Raw genomic sequence first — 20,827 nt, 5'->3', positions numbered from 1 at the left:
TATGGAAAAATTACAATACATATCACAGGGAAATACAATACAGGAGCAGGAACTTCATATCCGTAAAGCCCTGGATAATGGAATCCAATGGGTACAGGTGAGATGGAAAAATGCTCCTGAAAATGAATTAATAAACCTTTGTGAAATTTCAAAACAACTTTGTTCAGAATATCAGTCGGTTTGTATCATCAATGACCATGTACATCTGGCTAAAGAAATTGATGCAGATGGAGTGCATGTAGGATTAAATGACATTGCTGTTGAAGAAGCAAGGCTGATTTTAGGAGAAAATAAAATTATCGGCGGAACAGCCAATACCCTTTCGGATGTCATTCAGAGAATCAATGAATCCTGCAACTATATAGGTCTGGGACCATTGAGGTTTACCACAACTAAAGAAAAACTAAGTCCTGTTCTTGGGTATGAAGGATATCAGAAAATTATAGATGGATTAAGAGAGCAATCCATTGATATCCCTAAAATATTTGCCATCGGAAGTGTTGCTTTTGAAGATATCTTACCCTTACAGGAAATCGGAATTTACGGTGTTGCCGTTTCTGACCTTATTACAAAACAGCCTGAGATTATTAATGAACTAAAAAAAGTAATGATATGAACCATCAGAAATTAGAAATAGCAGGAAGAACTTTTGAATCCAGACTGTTTTTAGGAACAGGAAAATTCGGAAGTATGAGAGATATGGTACAATCTGTTATCGCATCAGAAACCGATATGGTAACAATGGCCTTAAAGAGAATTGATGCACAATCCAATGAAGATGATCTGCTTGATTCACTGAAAGAAACCCGTGTTCATCTTCTGCCTAATACTTCCGGAGCCAGAACCGCAAAAGAAGCTGTACTGGCAGCACAATTAGCCAGAGAAGCGCTGGAAACGAACTGGGTAAAGCTGGAGATCCACCCGGATCCGAAATATTTACTGCCGGACCCCATTGAAACCTTATATGCCACTGAAGAATTAGCCAAACTTGGATTTGTGGTAATGCCTTACATTCATGCTGATCCTGTTTTGTGCAAACGTCTTGAAGACGCCGGAACAGCTGTAGTGATGCCTTTGGGTGCTCCTATTGGAACAAATAAAGGTTTAAAAACACAGGACTTTCTTGAAATAATCATCAGCCAGAGCAACGTCCCAGTGGTGGTAGATGCAGGAATCGGAGCACCATCAGATGCAGCAAAAGCCATGGAAATGGGAGCTGACGCTGTTTTGGTGAATACTGCGATTGCTGTTGCGAGAAATCCATTGAATATGGCTGTCGCTTTTAAAGAAGGAGTTATTGCCGGAAGAAGGGCTTTTGAATCGGGGTTGGGAGCCATTTCCAGTCATGCTGAAGCTTCAAGTCCGCTGACTTCGTTTTTGTTTGAATAAAAGATTATGAAAAGCTTTAAAGAGGTTTTTGAAAACTACCAATGGGATGAGGTAAAGGATAAGCTTGAAAAAGTAAGCCCAGCTGATGTAAGGTACAGCCTTCAGAAAAAGAATAAAAATCTTGATGATTTCCTGAATCTTCTGTCACCTGCCGCTTCTGGGGAACTGGAGCTGATGGCAGTGATGACGCGGGCACTTACCCAGAAACGATTCGGAAAAACCATTCAGCTGTATGCGCCGCTGTATCTCAGCAATGAATGCCAGAATATCTGTACCTATTGTGGTTTCAGTCTTGATAATCAACTGAAAAGGAAAACCCTTTCCGATACGGAGCTGATGATAGAAGCATCAGTCCTGAAATCAATGGGGGTGAATCATGTACTGCTGGTAAGCGGTGAAGCCAATAAAATAGTAGGTGTACCTTATTTTCAAAATGCTGTCCGTAAACTAAAGCCTCATTTTTCCAATATTTCCATTGAAGTTCAGCCTTTAATGGAAGAAGAATATAAACTGCTTCACGAAGAAGGAGTACATTCTGTTTTAGTGTATCAGGAAACCTATCATCAGGATGTCTACAGGGAATACCATCCGAAAGGTAAAAAATCAAACTTCCATTTCCGCCTGGAAACTCCTGACAGGATAGGAAGAGCAGGAATTCATAAAATAGGGCTGGGAGTTCTGCTTGGATTGGAAGACTGGAGAGTGGACAGCTTTTTCAATGCCTTACACATCGATTATCTTCAGAAACAATACTGGAAAAGTAAGTTTTCGGTTTCCTTTCCTAGGCTCAGACCCGCTGAAGGAATTATTGAACCCAATTTTATTATGGAAGATAGAGATCTTCTTCAGTTGATTTGTGCCTATAGAATCTGGAATGAAGATCTTGAGATTTCCATATCCACCAGGGAAAATGAAGTGTTCAGAAATAATATTGTTTCTCTGGGGGCAACAGCAATGAGTGCAGGGTCAAAGACCAATCCGGGAGGTTATGCCGTAGATAAAGAATCTCTGGAACAGTTTGAAACCAGTGATGAACGGAGTATGGAAGAGATTAAAACCATGATTAGAAAAGCAGGTTACGATCCTGTGATGAAAGATTGGGATTCTGTTTATAGTGGATTTTAAATTTTTAAACCATTAAGGACTTTGAAGAGATGAAGTTGAATTAAGAGAAATCAAAGATTTTTAAGACAGCTTTTTCAAGCGAAGCTCACTTAACTATTCTTAAAAGCTTAAAAAACCTTAATGGTTCAATTATCATAAGGCATGAAAAAAGAAGATTATTTTTCCCGGTACAGCCGGCAGATCTTTATTGAAGAAATAGGATTGGAAGGACAAAAGAAAATAAAGTCATCCAAAGTTCTTGTCATCGGGGCAGGAGGTTTGGGAAGTCCTGTTCTTCAATATCTGGCTGCCGCTGGGGTAGGAACTTTAGGTGTTGCAGATTTTGATGAGGTTGAACTTCATAATCTGAACCGACAGATTATCCATACCGAAAACAGAGTCGGATTATCCAAAGTGAAAAGTGCTGAAGCCTTTGTAAAAGAACTCAATCATCAGGTAATATTCAAAAAGATTGAAGAAAAAATCAATGAAGATAATGCTGAAGAAATCATTACTCAGTACGATGTTGTTATTGACGGTTCAGACAATTTTTCAACAAGATATCTGGTGAATGATACCTGTGTGCAATTACAAAAAACTCTGGTTTACGGGAGTATTCTAGGTTTCGCAGGGCAAGTTGCTGTATTTAATCATAACGGAAGTAAAAACTTAAGGGATATTTTCCCGGAACCACCTTTTGATGAAGATGTACCGGATTGTGACAGTCTTGGAGTTTTGGGAGCACTGCCTGGGATCATAGGCAGTATGATGGCTCTTCAGGCACTGAAAATTATAACGGATCTTCCGGTAAGTGTAAATCAGCTGACACTGGTTGATACGCTGGGCTGGAGATTTCAGACGATTGATTTTTGATGTAAATGTAAACACTAATGTCACAAATGGTTTCACAAATAACACGAATTCAATATCAATAGGAACGGGCTTTAGCCCGTTCTTATTTTAATATCTTCCATTGGCTTTAGCCAAAACCTAAAAAAAACAGGTGATAATAATCTTTACCTCCTGTTTTTATTTCTATTGTTTAAAGCATTATTGTGCCTGTTGCATTACGCCTCCGGTATCCTCTTTTTTAGTCTGATTTAAGATATTCGGATCTTCTTTCGCTAATTTATTTCTCGTTGGAATTTTATAATTAATAGAAAGCCCGAAATTTCTTGTGTCATATTTACTGTAGATCATTACCGGATTTCCTGATGGCGGGTTAGAACTTACCTGCATTACCTGTCCGTTGAAAATATCATTGGCAAAAACAGAAAGGGTCAGACGGTTGTTCATAAACTTTTTCGTTAATGTAATATCAAACGAGTTGTTGAATGGCTTCTCTGCCGTAAAGTAGAAATATCCTGCCTTTGGAGTCAGATAACTGTAATTCGCAGTAAGCTTGATGTCTTTAGGTAAAATAATCTGAGTCATGATATTGAAGATCCAGAACCCTTTATTATTCAGATTGTCGATTTCATGTTTCTGATAGCCAGCATATAAGTACATGAAATTAATTTTATCAGGATTGAAATTAAATTTCATGATTTCGCTCAAAGGTTTACTGAAAATCATAAAAGGAACCGGTAATCCCACATTAAAATTATGAATTCTCATATTGGAAATATTCACCTGCTCATTGAAAAGTTTCCTTCCGTCTTTTCGAATGATCTGTGCTACCTGATTGCTTGCTGAACTTACACTGTATCCGATAAACGCATAATCAAAAGCTGATATTTTCAATTCGTAATTATCAAAAATAGTAGGCTGAAGGTTCGGGTTACCGTTTACTTCCGTACTTGGTCCCGAGAATGTGACGTTATTCGGATTCAGGGCAGAAATGCTTGGCAAACTGATTTTCCTGTTGTAATTCGCAGCAATATATACCTGGTTCATCATGTTATACTGAATGCTCGCGTTCGGGAAAAATTTAAATTTGTTGAAAGGAATCAGATCAGCCTCAACCAGTTTTTTATCCTTATCAATATATCTTGTGATCCCGGAAATATCATAGTTTTCAGCACGGGAACCCAATGTGAAATCAAACTTTTTCAGCTTAGCCTGAAACTCTAAATACGTTGAAGCAGTCTGTCTCTGATATTCAAGATTGGTGAGGCCAAAGCTTTCCGTGTTATAATCCTGCTTTTCATACAATCCTCCAAAGCTTACCTTTCCGCCATCAAGAAGCTTGATAGGCTGTGCGTAATCTACTTTAAAGTTAGCAATATTCATCACAGATTTATTGTTCAGAATATCTTTTAATCCATTGGTAGGGCTATCAAGAGGTTCAGTAGGATAGTTTACAAAGGTCCCATCCTGGAAATAATTATCCTGTGAAAACTTGCTGTCTGACCTTGTATACCCAAACTGGAAGTCCAGTTTCTGAGATTTGTCAGCAAAGCGCTTCTGATACGTTACAACAGCTTCCTGTCTAAGGTTATTGGTATGCGCAACATCGGAAGAAGTATAAAAAGCTTCTCTCAAATCCTGCAGATTTCTTTTGAAAGGCAAATCACCATGTCCGTCACTTAAAGTGTAGTTGTCATTATTGTTGTGATAAATATCGTAGTTTAACAATAATCGGTCCTGTCCTAAATCAAAAGTTAACCCGGATTTTGCAAAATATCCGCGTCCATATCTGTTGGTATGACTTGTTAAAAGCTCATCCTGCTGGCCATTCAGCATACTTTCGCGGTAATTCTGCCCAACATTCAGCTGCCATCCGAAATATTTATTTCTTGCATTTAAATTAACGGAATTCGTAGTTCTGCTTCTGTATTTGTCATAATTCGTGAAAGAATAATTTCCTGAATAAGTAGCCGTCAAATATTTATTTGCATTTTTATTGGTAATGATATTCATGATGGCACCTCCGGAAGTTGCCGGAAATTCAGCACCCGGCTGTGTGATCACTTCAATTCTTTCTACAGAATTGGCGGGCATCCCTTCCAGAAAGGAATTCAATTCATTGGAGGTGATGTTCAGAGGTCTTCCGTTAAGGTATACTTCCAGCATTTTTCCCTGATACATCATTCCTGCAATATCGGTAGATACAAGCCCCGGAAGTTTTTTTATTCCTTCCAGAACGTTTCCGTTATTCAGCTGGGGCTGTTCAGAAAAGTCAAAAATAGTACGGTCTGCTTTTTGTTCAACGGCTTTTTTAGTTTTGGTAATGACTACGCCTTCAATTTGCTTTTCCTGAGGTTTATTATTTTTTTCCTGTGAAAAAACAAAAACAGAGCTTAGTAAGGATAAAGCGAAAATTGTTTTTTTCATAATGTTTTTACTGTTATCCGGTTAGACGCAGAAAAAGAGAATTTGTTACGGTAAATGTTTGAAAACCGAAAATTTAGGCTAACTATTTTTTTATTTCCGAAATAATTATATCTTTGCCAAGTAATTATCAAGAATCTCTAGATGGGATAGCAACCTGCAAAAACAAGCAAGGTGCTGCAATCGATAAGCCGGATCTCCCGGAAAAAATGTTTATCATTCTATCATTACTCCCATCTTGAATTTTTGTTTTAAAGATAAAATCAAATGTTTAAAGACAAGGGAAAACACCCAACATCAGTAATTTTTTATTCTTCAGATCATGAGGTAAATCTTCATTACTCTGATATGTTCTCATGCCATTTCTACATGCGCATGTGTTGTTGTTTCTAGTCTTTTCTATTTCTAAAAAATAATACAAACATTTTGAATTCTATGGTAACCTTACAATTTAGGGTTACAGGATTTGTATTGCCAAAAAATAAATTTTATCAACAAAAAGTACACAACAACATGCATAATTTCAAAAAAAGAATCTTTGTTCCTTCTATCGCACTTATTTCCACATTTTACTACGCACAGACGGACACCTTACAATCAAAGAAAATAGATGATGTAGTCATCCTTGGGTCAAGAGGCTCCGGAAGATCATTAACAGAGACGCCTGTTCCGGTAGATATTATTAATATATCAAAAATTTTAAAACAAAGCCCTTCTAACAGTATCAGCCAGGCTTTAAATTATATTGTACCCTCATTCTCATCCACCTCTCATACCGTTAATGACGGAACTGATTTTGTAGATCCTGCGCTGCTGAGAGGATTAGGACCAGATCAGGTTTTGGTGCTGGTAAACGGAAAAAGAAGATATCAGTCTTCACTGGTTAATGTTACCCTTACGCCGGGAAGAGGTTCCGTGGGAACCGACCTTAATGCTATTCCTGCCTTTGCACTGGAGAAAATAGAGGTTCTAAGGGATGGAGCTGCTGCCCAGTATGGTTCTGACGCTATTGCAGGAGTACTAAACCTTGGGCTGAAAAAAAGATTGGGACTTTCCGGGCAGGTATTTTTAGGAGGATATGCTTCTCCTGTCACTAATAATTTCTCCGGAGGAGTAGACGGGCAGACGATTTCTGTAGATCTCAACTACGGAGCTAAAATAGGGAAAACCGGATTCTTTAACATTACCGGTTCTGCCCAATACCGTGATCCTTATTCCAGAGCCGGAGTAAGGGAAGGTGATATCTTCAATGCCTATAATGCCATTAACTACAGGGCATTACAGGATGGAGTTAATATTGATGGCTTATATAAAAATATTACCAATACTCCCAATACTCAGCAGATCATCAATACCATAAAGCAATATGCTACTAAGGTAGATTATTTTGGGAATGATTTTCAAACTCAGATCTCAGGGGCAAACAGTATTTCTGAGCTTCAAAAAATATTGGGTAAAGATTTTACCTCTCAGGAACTTAACTACAGGGGATTGGAGAGAAAAGATTTCAGCCTGAGAGCAGGGCAATCTAAATTACAGTCCGGGCAGCTCTTTTTCAACTCTGAAATTCCTGTTAGTGATGAATGGAAAGTTTATTCATTTGGAGGTTACAGCTATCGTCTTGGAAATGCCGGAGGGTTTTACAGGCTTCCGAACAATGAAAGAAATATCAATGCAGTTACACCCAACGGATATCTTCCGCAGATTGAAGCCACTGTGAATGATTATTCCCTTGCCGCCGGAATTAAAGGAAAATGGGATGGCTGGAATATTGATTTCAGTAATACATTCGGGAAAAACGTCTTTGGTTTTGGTGTTGTCAATACTTTTAATGCTTCGCTTACAGATGCTTCTCCAAGGACTTTTGATGCCGGAGGATCTGAGTTTTCACAAAACACGATTAATTTGGATTTCTCCAAAAAATATGATGTTCTGAAAGGCTTGAATCTAGCATTTGGTGGCGAATACCGACACGAGAATTATAAAGTAAATGCTGGAAAAGAAAATTCTTATGCTTCTTATGATATCTATGGACGTGTAGTAACAGCCAAAACTCCTGAAAATGAAAAAGTAACCGATTTCTTTGGAAATGTAAGACCCGCAGGTGCTCAGGTCTTTCCGGGATTCAGTCCTGAAAATGCAGTTTCCGGTAACAGAAACAGTATTGCAGCTTATGCCGATGCAGAATTGGAAATTACAGACAGATGGCTGTTGGAAGGAGCTGTACGATATGAGAATTATTCAGATTTCGGATCTACATTCAATTATAAGGTGGCAACCAATGTAAAACTGGCTTCCAATCTCAACTGGAGAGGAGCTGTTTCTACGGGGTTCAGAGCTCCTTCACTGGCTCAAATCTATTACAGCTCTACTTCTACGTTGATTCAGCAGGGAAAAACAACACAGGTAGGTACTTTCAGAAATAATTCTGAGGCTGCACAGGCATTAGGGATTCCAAAATTAAAACAGGAAACCTCACAATCCTACAGCACAGGAATTACATGGAAGGTTCCGGCCTTAAACCTGACTTTCACAGCAGATGCTTACTTAATCAAGATTAAAGACAGAGTAGTACTGACTGATCTTTTCTACCGTCCTGATGGTAGTTTTTCTCCCGGCTCAGACCAGGCCGTTCTACAGGATGCTTTTGATCTCGCAAGAGCCAGCGCAGCCAATTTCTTTGCTAATGCTGTAGATTCTCAGACGAAAGGTCTGGATATTACGATTTCCCAGAACTCAAAAATATCATCCGGGGTTTCTTTGGAGAATAACCTGGGAATCAACTTTAATCAAACCAAAAGAATCGGGGATATCCATGCATCTCCTAAACTGGTAAGCCAGATCAATAATTATTTCTCGGAGCCCAACAGAATTTATTTTGAAGAAGCTGTACCCCGTGTAAAAGCTACATTGGGCAATACAGTAAGAGTTTCCAGCTTTACTTTCGTACTGCGTAATTCTTTCTTTGGTAAAGTGACCGATGCAGATGTGGTAGATGCTAACTTTGATGGAGTAACGGGAAGTACAGAGCATTTTGTCCTTAACAGCCGCCTGGTAACAGATCTATCTGTAGGCTATAGTTTTAATAAAAATATTTCAGCAACAGTAGGAAGCAATAATATCTTTAATATTTTGCCTTCTAAAAGCCCTGCTATAAGCTCATTAACAGCAGATAATCAGTTTGTCTATTCCAGACAGGTTTCACAGTATGGTATAGGCGGAAGGTTCTTGTTTGCAAGAATTGAATTCAGTTTCTAATATAAAGACTGACGTTTTGATTAAAAAAGACAGAGGTTCAATCTCTGTCTTTTTATTTATTTCAGTGAAGAAAACTCAGTGAATTCATATTCCGCGGAAGAGGTAAAAAGCTGCCTTAATACCGCTGCATGTCCATTTCCGGCAATCACAAGAATTCTGTCTTCACCGTTGTGAGGAATGTTTTGAATATTACGGAACATTCTCAGATTTCTGCTGTACCAGTAAAGTGCTAGCATATCGGCACCGTCATGTTCTCTTAATTTGAAATCACCGCTTAAATAGGCTCCGTATCCATATTGATGGCTTTCTTTGGAATTCATATAAATAAAAGTATCAAGCAGTGATTTGAAGTTTTTAGGCTCCGAACTCTTGTAAAAGGCAGTAAACTGTTCGGAGATCGGGTCATCACTTCTGAAATCATAATCTTTACTAAGACTTTTAAAAAATGCAGAATCAGTTTTCCCAAAATGTTTTTCAAGATCATCCAGAACAGATTCTGCGTCAATGCTGAACAATTCGTTTATTGTAAGCTCACTGGCTAGCCTCATAGCTAGCTGATAGCGCTCATCTCTTTTGTCACGGTGTTTGCCTTCGCTGTATTCCTTTAGCTTTTGATTGGCGTTCCAGCCTGGCCAGGCTTCTATTGCAATCTTTGTCGGTTTAAATCTTTTGATATACTCTACAAGTTCAGTGACTTCTTTTGCTGTTTTAGGAGAGAGTACATCTACCTGATCTTCCTTATTGATTTTATGAGCATCCAGATTAGGATAATCAAAATGAAAGGTGCCTACCACCAGGACTTTTGTCTTTGGATTTTTAAAATAATCTGAAGGCTTTTTTTGAGCAACTACTGATGTAGAAAGACATACAAGAAGGATATAAATAAAAGTTTTCATGAGTTTATTTTTTTTGTTAGTATTAGATTATTGTGCACGGTTTTTCTCTTCGAAATTTACCGCTCTGTTATTGGATTTGATTTTTTGGTTTCCAAAATTATAAGTGATGCTGAGTGTCATTCTTCTGGCATCCCAGTAGTTGTTGAATGACTGTGTATTATCTGTAAAATACATATCTCCCTTATATCCGGACTGTTTAAAAATATCACTCACCGAAAGATTTACCTGAAGTGCTTTTTCTACAAAGCTCATCTTTATTCCGGCATCAAGGCTTGCTCTGTTCCTTACAGCGGTGTATCCGTCACGGGAAGGAAGATTATGCCAGTAGTTAACAAATAACATGAACGTTTTAGCTTTATTTAATTGAAATGTATTATTGAGTGAATAATAGAACGACTGTCCGTTTTTAGGAACCAGATTGAACCTTGTGATCTGAGTTTCATTATAACTGAACGAAGTTGAAATATTGCTTTCCCATATTTTGAAGAAAGTATCTGTGTAATTCAGATTGATCCCATAATTATCCTGATTATAGTAATTCTCGAATGTACTAACGAGGTTAATCCCGGTCAGGAATGTGATCTGGTCAAAGTTATTTGTTGTTCTCTGGTAGTAAAGATTAGCCGAAAACTTATTTTTGAACATATAGTTAAGTTCTATATTATGATTGAAAGAAGGCTGCAGACTTGGATTTCCTGAATAATACGAGTTCGGATTGGAATACCATCGGAACGGATCCAAAGCCCGGAAATACGGGCGGTTGATTCTTCTGGAATAATTAATACTAAACTGATTACCCTGATTGGCCTTATAAGACAGATAAGCTGTTGGGAAGAACTTTCCGTAATTATTCTCAGATTTTGTCTGTGTAGTGGGGGAGAAACCGCTGGTTTGTGTATATTCATAGCGGAGTCCTGCTTTCACAGACCATTTTTCGCCAAGATCTTTACTGGCACTCAGATAGGCAGCATAATTCTTTTCATTATAATCAAAAAGATTGCTTCTCGATGGATCTATAAGGTAACCACTGTTGATAAAATTAAAATATCCGATGTCCGAATTATTAGAAAACTGGCTGTATTTTGCTCCGGTTTCCAGCTGTATTTTTTTGAAGTTTAAAGTTAAATCTGCCTGCCCTGAATATATTTTATAATCCACTGATGAAAGATTTCTTACCACCTGTGCTGAATTGTTGGCAACATTTCTCGTCGTAAAATTCACCTCTGTATCCGGAAGATTTCCATAATAATTGGCTCCCAGGCTTAGCTTATGTTCCCCGAATTTCTGATCAAAATATACATTCAGCATCTGTGAAGTAAAAGAAGAACGATGTCTGGAATCCGTATCTGTTTGTAAAGTAGGAGTGTTGTTGGTGAAATAGTTTTGCTTCGAGTTGATATCCATATTGGAATGTCCCTTCGAAATATCATAAACCAATCCGATATTGGAATTTTTGGAAAGAGAATAATCAACATTAACATTCAGTCCTAATCCGTCATTCATATCCCGTCTTTCATCCCTGCTGACGGAAGAACTTTGACCGATTATCTTATAATTTTCTACCGATCTTTTGTCTCCGTCATATCCCTGAAGTTTTATTGAGGCTTTCACTTTTTCATTCTGATAGTTTACGCCTGCCACACTACTGAATGCAGCATAAGTTTTTTGCGTATAATTCGTGTTCAGGTAACCATTCCATCCAAGATTCTGATTTTTTTTAAGAATAATATTGATAATTCCACTATTGCCCTGAGCTTCATATTTGGCGGGAGGAGTGGTAATTACTTCAATTTTCAATATGTTTTCCGAACGAAGGTTTCGGAGGTAGTTCATCAGCTCAGATCCGGAAAGATTCAGCATCCGGTCATTAACCATGACAGAAACGCCGTTTTTTCCGGCAATGGAAAGCAGTCCTTTATTTTCATCCACCTGTAATAAAGGTGTACCGGCCAAAACTTCAGTTCCCGAACTTCCTTGTGAAAGCATGGAATTCTGGACATTGTAAACAAGACGGTCCACTTTACGTTCTACCAGAACCTTTTTACCACTCATGGTAACCGCCTCTATTTTGTTCACATTGGTGGTGTCTTTGGTTTGAGCTGCTGAAAAAGAACAACTCAGGATTGTGATCAATAGAATGTGTGTTTTCATATTATATAAATGACAGATTAAATGATGATTATGTTACATTTCTCTGGCAAAAATATAGGATGAAGACTATTGGCAAAACAGTTTTTAGATGAAGTGCAGAATTCTGTGTATCAAATAAATTTCGTCGGAAAAAAATAGGTTTTTGTCGAAAAATAATGCAAAAATAAAACTGCACAGGGTATATTTGAATATGAAAAGAAAGCAGATTATATGGCTTCAGATTATCTATTGGAGCTTTAATTTTATAGGAACAGTGATCACTCCGAATTATTTTTTTCCGGAGACTAATAAATTTAATATGCATGTTCTAAGAATTACATTCTTCCTTGTTAAGATTCTTACTTTCTACTTTGCCTATTTCATTGTTTTTCCTAAAGTTTTTAAAATAGACAAACTGTATTCTGCCGTTTTTGTTTTTATACTGGCTTTTCTGTTCTTTGCCGGATTGCGTTATATCATTGAGGAAATTATGCTTCCGGAAACATTAGGATTCAGGAATTATGGTGAAGGTACAGAGCTTTTCTTTTATTTTTTTGATAATATTTACAATAGCTCGCTCCCTACTTTCATAGCAGGAATTTTGTGGATATTGGAAAAATATGGAGTGGCTGAAAATGATAAAAAGCAGCTCCTGATAGACAAGAAACAGGCAGAACTTCAGGCTTTGAAAACACAGATCAATCCTCATTTTATTTTTAATTCATTAAATAATATCTACTCGCTTGTCTATCAGAAGTCGGATAAGGCGCTTCCTGCTATTGAGGAGCTTGGTCAGCTGCTGAGGTACAGCACAAAAGATCTTGAAAAAGATACCATTTCTCTGGATAAGGAAATTGGATATATTGATAGTCTGATAGCACTGGAGAAACTCAGGATCAGAAATCCGGAACTGCTGATCATTGAGAAAAATATTCAGTATACTCACCTGAAGATTTCTCCGATGCTGCTGGTTCCTTTTGTGGAAAATGCTTTCAAACATGGTGATTTCCGTGGTAAAGGTTTTGAAATGAAAATCTCAGATCATGATGAGGTTTTGCATTTTTATCTTTTTAATTATAAAACACAGAAAATGAAAGATGTTGTTTCCGGCATCGGCATTCAAAATGTGAAAAAAAGGCTGGAAATATTGTACCCAAAATATCAGCTTAAGATCAAAGATTCAGAAACGGAATTTGTTGTAGATTTAAAAATTGATTTAAAGAATGAATAAGATAAAGTGCATTATCGTTGATGATGAGCCTCTGGCAATCTCACTTCTGGAACATTATGCAGAAAAGATTCCTTTTCTTGAACTGGTTTTCTCCACAGAGAATCCGATACTTGCGGTGGAATATCTGCAGAAGAATGATTCTGATCTTATCTTTCTGGATATCCAGATGCCGGAACTTACGGGGATCAATTTTATGAAGATTGTAGGAGCAGATCAAAAATATATTGTAACCACTGCTTATTCGGAGTATGCACTGGAAGGGTATGAGCATAATGTTGTTGATTATCTTCTGAAGCCTGTTTCTTTCGAAAGGTTTCAGAAAAGCGTATTAAAAGCTCAGGAACGGTTTTCTTTTCCGCAAGAAGAAAATACCTATTTCTTTGTAAAGTCTTCAGGGCAGAGGCATCGCATAAGTTTCAATGAAATCCTGTACATCGAAAGTATCAAAGACTATGTCAATATCCGAACAGAAAATGATGAGTATATCGTTTTGGATACGCTTAAATCTATGGAAAGCCAGCTTTCTGAAAAATTTGTACGGGTACATAAATCTTTTATTATCAATCTGGATAAAATCAAAAGTATCGGGGCAAAAAAAATCATTCTTCCTGAATATGAGATTCCTATTGGGGAAAGCTATAGAGCAGGCCTTCTTGATAGAATATCATAATATTCATATGAGAGCTAAACCTTACAGGTTTCTAAAACCTGTAAGGTTTGGAGAATATCAAAGTTCAGCAAAGGAAATGTAAAGGCAGTTAAAATAAAAAAGACGGCCTCAATTGAAGCCGTCCCTTTATTAATTAATCTAACAATTAATCTTATTTTTCCTGTTGTTTGATCAGATTCAGGGCAGAACCAGCCTTAAACCAGTCAATCTGCTGATCGTTGTAAGTATGGTTAGCCATGATGATGTCTTTAGTTCCGTCTGTATGGATGAATTCTAAAGTCAGTTGTTTTCCCGGAGCAAACTGATCAAGATCTAAGAAATTAACGATATCGTCTTCCTGGATTTTGTCATAATCCGCTTCGTTTGCGAAAGTGATTCCAAGCATCCCTTGTTTCTTAAGGTTGGTTTCGTGGATTCTCGCAAATGATTTTACCAGTACAGCTTTCACTCCTAAATGTCTCGGCTCCATGGCAGCATGCTCTCTTGAAGAACCTTCACCATAGTTCTGGTCTCCCACAACAATTGTCGGGATCCCGGCAGCTTTGTAAGCTCTTTGTACAGCCGGTACTTCACCGTATTCACCGGTTAATTCGTTTTTAACTTTATTGGTTTCCATGTTGTAAGCATTCACAGCCCCGATCAACATGTTATTTGAAATATTATCTAAGTGACCTCTGTATTTCAGCCATGGTCCAGCCATAGAAATGTGGTCGGTAGTACATTTTCCGAAAGCTTTGATCAATACTCTGGCTCCGGTAATGTTTTTCCCATCCCAGGCCGGGAATTCTTCCAATAACTGAAGCCTGTCTGAAGTTGGGCTTACATTAACAACAACTTTAGATCCGTCTTCTGATGGCGCCTGATATCCGTTGTCATCTACTGCAAAACCTTTTGAAGGAAGTTCATAACCTTTAGGCTCATCAAGTTTTACCTGCTCGCCAGCTTCGTTAGTTAAAGTATCTGTAATTGGATTGAAGTCAAGTCTGCCTGATATTGCAACTGCAGCAACCATTTCCGGAGAAGCTACAAAAGCATGGGTATTCGGGTTACCGTCAGCTCTTTTGGCAAAGTTTCTGTTGAAAGAGTGGATAATAGAGTTTTTCTCTCCTTTTTCTGCTCCTTCTCTGTCCCACTGTCCGATACATGGTCCGCAAGCGTTGGTAAAGATTCTTGCGTTTTCAAATTTTCTGAAAGAATCTAGGAAACCGTCTCTTTCTGCTGTGAATTTCACCTGTTCAGAACCAGGGTTGATTCCCAGGATAGCTTTAGGTTTTACTCCTTTTGAAACGGCATCTTCAACAATTGAAGCCGCTCTTGATAAATCTTCATAAGAAGAGTTGGTACAAGAACCGATAAGAGCCCATTCAACTTCCAAAGGCCATCCGTTAGCTTCAGCTTTAGCTCTGAATTCAGCAACAGGAGTCGCTAAGTCCGGAGTGAAAGGTCCGTTTAAGTGAGGCGTCAGTTCAGAAAGGTTGATTTCTATTAACTGATCGAAATATTGTTCAGGGTTGGCATATACTTCAGCATCACCTGTCAAATGTTCAGCAATTTTATCTGCTGCATCTACTACATCCTGTCTTCCGGTAGCCGCAAGATACCTTCTCATAGAATCATCATATCCGAAAGTAGAAGTGGTAGCTCCGATTTCAGCACCCATGTTACAGATAGTTCCTTTACCGGTTGCTGAAAGAGATTCGGCTCCTTCCCCGAAATATTCTACGATACATCCTGTACCTCCTTTTACCGTTAGAATCCCTGCTACTTTTAAGATGACATCTTTTGCAGAAGTCCATCCATTCATTTTACCGGTTAATTTTACTCCGATAAGTTTAGGCATTTTAAGCTCCCACGGCATTCCCGCCATTACATCTACGGCATCAGCACCTCCTACACCAATGGCAACCATTCCAAGTCCTCCGGCATTTACTGTGTGAGAGTCAGTACCGATCATCATACCTCCCGGGAAAGCATAGTTCTCCAATACTACCTGGTGAATGATTCCTGCTCCCGGTTTCCAGAACCCGATTCCGTATTTATCGCATACGGAGCTTAAGAAATTAAATACCTCGGAATTTTTGTTGATCCCTTCCTGTAAGTCTTTATCAGCACCTACTTTTGCCTGGATAAGGTGATCTGCATGCGCAGTAGAAGGAACAGCTACTTTGGCCTTTCCTGCCTGCATGAATTGTAAAAGTGCCATCTGTGCTGTGGCGTCCTGCATCGCTACTCTGTCTGGTGCGAAGTCTACATAAGAGTTCCCTCTTTCATGTGCTTGTGTAGCATTTCCTTCCCAAAGGTGGGTGTAAAGGATTTTTTCTGAAAGGGTAAGAGGTTTTCCAACGATTTGTCTTGCTGCTGCAATTCTCTCAGGATAACGCTCGTATACCTTTTTGATCATATCAATATCAAAAGTCATATCGTATTTAATTTTGTTCTTGTCTGTTAAAGTCTCGTTCTTTGATGATAAAAAAGAAAAAAACTATTTCTTTACACATCAAAAAACGTTCCTATTGTCCATTAATAGGAATGATTTTGACTATAAAATCAAGAGATTTTATAACTTTCAATTTAAGAAAAAATAGATTTCGTTTTTCAGGTTTTATTGAAAAAAAATCGTATTTAACTTAAAATAGAAACATTCTAAACAAAAAATTGAAAGATCTTAAATCCTAAAGGACTAAAATCTTTCAATTATATAGTTTTCAAAAGTCTTGCGACTTATTTGTTAATTCTCTTAGTGAGCGCTTGTACTGGTCAGTTCTTTAATAGACGGTACAAACGTTGTAAGATCAATGCCTTCAACGGCTGCTTTATACTCGTCAATGCTAGGAATTCTACCGATAATTGCAGATAATACCACAACCGGAGTAGAAGCAAGCAGGGATTCTCCTTTCTTACGTTCAGAATCTTCAACAACTCTTCCCTGGAAAAGACGGGTAGAAGTTGCTAAAACAGTATCTCCTTTAGCCGCTTTTTCCTGGTTACCCATACAAAGGTTACATCCCGGACGCTCAAGGTACATTACATTTTTATATTCTGTACGCGCTTCTCCTTTTGGAGCATTGTCATCAAATTCAAATCCGGAGTATTTCTCTAATAATTCCCAGTCTCCTTCTGCTTTTAATTCATCAATGATATTATACGTAGGAGCTGCCACTACAAGTGGTGCATTAAATTCTACTTTTCCTTGTTGTTTTTCAAGGTTTCTAAGCATTTGAGAAACAATCTTAAGATCCCCTTTGTGAACCATACAAGATCCAACGAAACCAAGGTCTACTTTTTTCTCACCTCCATAGTAAGAAAGGTCTCTGATGGTATCGTGGGTATATCTTTTGGAAACATCTTCATTGTTTACATCCGGGTCAGCAATCATTGGTTCAACGATAGCGTCAAGATCTACCACTACTTCAGCATAATATTTAGCGTTTGCATCCGGAGTCAGGGCTGGTTTTTCTCCTGATCTGATCTCTTCAATTCTCTTGTTGGCTTTATCAATTAATCCCTGAAGAACTTTATTGTGGTTATCCATACCCTTATCGATCATGATCTGGATTCTGTTTTTTGCGATTTCCAGTGATTCGATTAATGTACTATCTTCAGAAATGTTGATAGAAGCTTTTGCCTTCATTTCAGCAGTCCAGTCTGTAAATGTAAATGCCTGGTCAGCAGGAAGAGTTCCGATGTGAACCTCAATGATTCTTCCCTGGAATACATTTTCTCCTCCAAACTGCTTCAACATCTGAGCCTGAGTAGCGTGAACCACATCACGGAAATCCATGTGAGGCTTCATTTCTCCTTTGAACGTTACTTTTACAGATTCCGGGATCGGCATAGAGGCTTCACCAGTCGCTAATGCAAGCGCAACAGTTCCTGAGTCAGCTCCGAAAGCGACACCTTTTGACATTCTTGTATGAGAGTCACCACCAATAATGATAGCCCACTCGTCTACAGTGATATCGTTAAGAACTTTGTGGATAACGTCAGTCATGGCATGGTATTCACCTTTCGGGTCACGGGCTGTAATCAGACCGAACTCGTTCATGAATTTCATCAGCTTCGGAATATTAGCCTGTGCTTTTTTGTCCCAAACAGAAGCTGTGTGACATCCTGACTGGTAAGCTCCATCTACAGTAGGGGAGATTACGGTTGCAGCCATAGATTCAAGCTCCTGAGCAGTCATAAGACCTGTGGTATCCTGTGAACCTACGATATTTACTTTTACACGAACATCTGAACCTGCGTGTAATACTTTTCCTGGAGTTACTCCAACAGCATTTCTGTTGAAGATCTTTTCTACAGCAGTAAGTCCTTGCCCTTCGTGAGAAATCTCTTTTGACGGAGCAAAAACAGCAGGAGCTTCAATTCCTAAAAGCTGAGCTGCAAATGTCTGTAGTTTCTTACCGAATACAATGGCATAAGAACCACCCGCTCTGATGAATTCCATCTTCTGCGGAGTGAAAGACTTTGTAAGGTCGATAAGTTCTTTATCTCCGTTGTATAATTTTTTTTCTTTTGTATTTATTGTTAAAACAGTACCTGTTGCTACAGAATAAGCTTCTTCAAGAAAGGGTTCACCGTTTTCGTTAAGAACAGGGTTTCCGTTCTCATCTAATTTCTTTACCCAGTTTTTAAGGTCGATCCCAATACCTCCGGTAACGTCTACTGTGGTAAGGAAGATCGGAGAAATACCATTTGTTCCTCCTACGATCGGAGCAATGTTCACGAAAGGTACATAAGGGCTGGCTTGCTTTCCTGTCCATAGAGCAACGTTATTTACTCCTGACATTCTTGATGATCCTACACCCATTGTGCCCTTTTCAGCAATAAGCATAACGCTTGCATCAGGATGTTTTGCCTGTAAAGCTTTAATTTCTTCCTGAGCCTGAGGAGTGATCATACATTTACCGTGAAGTTCACGGTCTGATCTTGAGTGGGCCTGGTTACCCGGAGAAAGTAAATCTGTAGAGATGTCTCCTTCACCGGCGATATAGGTTACTACTTTGATTTCTTCGGCAACTTCAGGAAGTTGAGTGAAGAATTCAGCTTTTGCGTAGCTTTCGATGATTTCTTTTGCAATTTCGTTACCGCTGTTGAAGGCTTCCTTCAGACGGTTGGTATCGGCTTCATAAAGGAAAACCTGTGTTTTAAGAACGTCTGCTGCTGCTTTAGCAATAGCAGGATCATTACCTAAAGCAAGGTCCAGAAGCACTTCAATAGAAGGCCCGCCTTTCATATGTGATAATAATTCAAAAGCAAATGCCGGGGAAATTTCTTCTACTACGGATTCTCCCAGAATAATTTCTTTTAAAAATTTCGCCTTTACTCCCGCTGCACTTGTTGTTCCGGGTAGTGTGTTATAAATAAAAAATTTAAGAGAATCCGGTCGGTCAGGATTACCTGAGTCTTTAATTTGTGTAATGATTTCGCTTAGTAATTCAGCACCATCAATAGGCTTTGGATGCAGCCCCTGGGTTTTTCTTTCTTCAATTTCTTTGATGTAATCCTTATAAATACTCATAATAGAAGGTCTTTCAAAATTAAAGGTAGCCCTGCCTTTTCTTTACCGGTCTGTATAAATACAGTTTAATGACATTTTGAGTTCTCGCATTTGACGCAACATTAACCGAATAAAGTCAGCATAATCTACACTTTTTTTAAAAGTTTTTTAAAATTATCAAACATTTCAAAATGTTCCCAAAATTACGAAATTTTAGTATTTTATAAGAGTGAAATTATTTAGATTCTTTATAAATATGAATTTTATAATATCTATTTTTGGCCGTATTTTTGTAAACAAATGGAGAATATGAAAAAATTCCTGAATGTTTTATGTGTTTTTATTTCGTTTTTCGTTTTCTCGCAGACAAAATCTGTGAAGAAAACAGGTGTGAAAAAAAGTTCAAAAACTACGGCTAAAAAAGCCAGTACAGCCAATAAGCCGAATCCTGATCTGGTAATCATTAATAAAGATCTCCCGGTTTTGATCCCTAAAAAGAAAGGTGACCAGTTTGGATATGTAAACCAAAACGGAAAATTCATCATTCAACCGGAATATCATATTGCTGTATTTTTTTACGAAGACTGCAACCTTCTGAATTCACCCAACGAAAAAGTGAGAAAATTCGGGACAAAAAATTATGCAACCGTAGAAAAAGATATGGTTTCTTACAGGATAGACCAGTCAGGAAAGAGAGTATACCAATTTAAGGAAGCAGACTTCGGGAAATGTAAATTCGAAGAATATAAGCAGCAGTTATTCCAGGCCTACATTCTCAATGGTTTTTACGGAATCATACAAAAATCAAAGTTTGTGAATGCAGCGGATTACAGACAATATCAGATCTATCCTCAATATCAGTATCTCTTTATCCTGGAAGGAGATGATGTCGCTAATCCTATGATTGTGGCTTCCAATAATGATAAATTCGGGGTTATTGATGTTAACAATAAAATCATCATTCCTTTTGAATATGCCAATATTAAAAGAAATTTCAGCTGGAAACTGGGTAAGATGTTTGAAGTGACAAAAGATGGACAGAATTACTATTATATTGATGCGAACAATAAGACGTACTAGGGAATATAAATAATAATTGATGAATGATACATCTGATAATTCCTGTTTTTTCATGGTATTTTTATCCCGTTGCCCAATATCCCGCACCTCACACCTTGATCTCATATATTTTTTGTAATTTTGCCACTGAAATAAAGGGGTGCTTTAACAGGCTGAGATTATACCCAATGAACCTGGAACAGGTAATGCTGTTTAGGGAACCATTTAAATAATTGATAGATGATTAACGATAAATGACCGATAAGCATCAATTATTATTTGCCATTTATCAATTATCTCGTAATCACCCCTTTTAT

The 20,827-nt window shown here is 38.0% G+C and carries 13 protein-coding genes and 1 riboswitch; of the genes, 8 read left to right on the top strand and 5 right to left on the bottom strand.

What is annotated here, in order from left to right; all coding sequences use genetic code 11:
- The first annotated feature begins 1 nt into the window (after nt 1).
- The 4 genes from EL165_RS14610 to EL165_RS14595 all read left to right on the top strand — a co-directional run bounded on the left by EL165_RS14610 (nt 2) and on the right by EL165_RS14595 (nt 3,366).
- Nucleotides 2-616 (top strand): thiamine phosphate synthase, encoded by a 615-nt coding sequence (locus EL165_RS14610; RefSeq protein WP_002983841.1) that lies wholly within the window; start codon nt 2-4, stop codon nt 614-616.
- Nucleotides 613-1,389: a thiazole synthase gene (locus EL165_RS14605; protein WP_002983839.1), complete on the top strand. Its 777-nt coding sequence runs from the start codon at nt 613-615 to the stop codon at nt 1,387-1,389. Before EL165_RS14610 ends, EL165_RS14605 begins: the two co-directional genes overlap by 4 nt.
- A 6-nt stretch (nt 1,390-1,395) precedes the next feature.
- Nucleotides 1,396-2,514, top strand: coding sequence for a 2-iminoacetate synthase ThiH (thiH, locus tag EL165_RS14600; RefSeq protein ID WP_002983838.1), 1,119 nt, complete (start codon nt 1,396-1,398; stop codon nt 2,512-2,514).
- A gap of 141 nt (nt 2,515-2,655) precedes the next feature.
- Nucleotides 2,656-3,366: a HesA/MoeB/ThiF family protein gene (locus EL165_RS14595; protein WP_002983836.1), complete on the top strand. Its 711-nt coding sequence runs from the start codon at nt 2,656-2,658 to the stop codon at nt 3,364-3,366.
- Between the two features lie 177 nt (nt 3,367-3,543).
- Here EL165_RS14595 and EL165_RS14590 read toward each other — a convergent pair whose 3' ends face one another.
- Nucleotides 3,544-5,769, bottom strand: a complete 2,226-nt coding sequence (locus EL165_RS14590) for an outer membrane beta-barrel family protein (RefSeq protein WP_002983835.1) — start codon at nt 5,767-5,769, stop codon at nt 3,544-3,546.
- 119 nt (nt 5,770-5,888) lie between these two features.
- Nucleotides 5,889-5,986, top strand: a riboswitch (SAM-I-IV-variant riboswitch).
- 293 nt (nt 5,987-6,279) lie between these two features.
- Between EL165_RS14590 and EL165_RS14585 the strand changes: the two genes are divergently transcribed.
- Entirely contained in the window at nt 6,280-9,024 is a 2,745-nt protein-coding gene (locus tag EL165_RS14585) for a TonB-dependent receptor plug domain-containing protein (RefSeq protein WP_041462113.1), read from the top strand.
- A gap of 56 nt (nt 9,025-9,080) precedes the next feature.
- Here the strand turns inward: EL165_RS14585 and EL165_RS14580 are convergent, their stop codons facing one another.
- Both EL165_RS14580 and EL165_RS14575 read right to left on the bottom strand, forming a co-directional pair.
- Complete coding sequence (locus tag EL165_RS14580) at nt 9,081-9,920, bottom strand: DUF5694 domain-containing protein (RefSeq protein WP_002983831.1); 840 nt, start codon at nt 9,918-9,920, stop codon at nt 9,081-9,083.
- A 27-nt stretch (nt 9,921-9,947) separates the two neighbouring features.
- Nucleotides 9,948-12,071 carry a TonB-dependent receptor domain-containing protein gene (locus EL165_RS14575; protein ID WP_002983828.1) on the bottom strand — a complete coding sequence of 708 codons (2,124 nt, stop codon included), beginning with the start codon at nt 12,069-12,071 and terminating at the stop codon, nt 9,948-9,950.
- A gap of 190 nt (nt 12,072-12,261) precedes the next feature.
- Here EL165_RS14575 and EL165_RS14570 point away from each other — a divergent pair, with 190 nt between their 5' ends.
- Nucleotides 12,262-13,281, top strand: coding sequence for a sensor histidine kinase (locus tag EL165_RS14570; RefSeq protein ID WP_002983825.1), 1,020 nt, complete (start codon nt 12,262-12,264; stop codon nt 13,279-13,281).
- Nucleotides 13,274-13,951: a LytR/AlgR family response regulator transcription factor gene (locus tag EL165_RS14565; protein ID WP_002983823.1), complete on the top strand. Its 678-nt coding sequence runs from the start codon at nt 13,274-13,276 to the stop codon at nt 13,949-13,951. The genes EL165_RS14570 and EL165_RS14565 overlap by 8 nt, the downstream gene beginning before the upstream one ends.
- 151 nt (nt 13,952-14,102) lie before the next feature.
- Here EL165_RS14565 and EL165_RS14560 read toward each other — a convergent pair whose 3' ends face one another.
- Both EL165_RS14560 and EL165_RS14555 read right to left on the bottom strand, forming a co-directional pair.
- Nucleotides 14,103-16,370, bottom strand: a complete 2,268-nt coding sequence (locus tag EL165_RS14560) for an aconitate hydratase (protein ID WP_002983822.1) — start codon at nt 16,368-16,370, stop codon at nt 14,103-14,105.
- A gap of 318 nt (nt 16,371-16,688) precedes the next feature.
- Nucleotides 16,689-19,472: a bifunctional aconitate hydratase 2/2-methylisocitrate dehydratase gene (locus EL165_RS14555; RefSeq protein WP_002983820.1), complete on the bottom strand. Its 2,784-nt coding sequence runs from the start codon at nt 19,470-19,472 to the stop codon at nt 16,689-16,691.
- Nucleotides 19,473-19,760: 288 nt separating this feature from the next.
- Between EL165_RS14555 and EL165_RS14550 the strand changes: the two genes are divergently transcribed.
- Nucleotides 19,761-20,531 carry a WG repeat-containing protein gene (locus EL165_RS14550; RefSeq protein WP_126358650.1) on the top strand — a complete coding sequence of 257 codons (771 nt, stop codon included), beginning with the start codon at nt 19,761-19,763 and terminating at the stop codon, nt 20,529-20,531.
- Nucleotides 20,532-20,827 lie beyond the last annotated feature (296 nt).

It is taken from the genome of Chryseobacterium gleum (assembly GCF_900636535.1).
In the GTDB taxonomy this organism is placed as follows: Bacteria; Bacteroidota; Bacteroidia; order Flavobacteriales; family Weeksellaceae; genus Chryseobacterium; species Chryseobacterium gleum.
The sequence above is the reverse complement of the archived record's forward strand: the minus strand, read 5'-3'. Positions and strand labels throughout refer to the sequence as shown.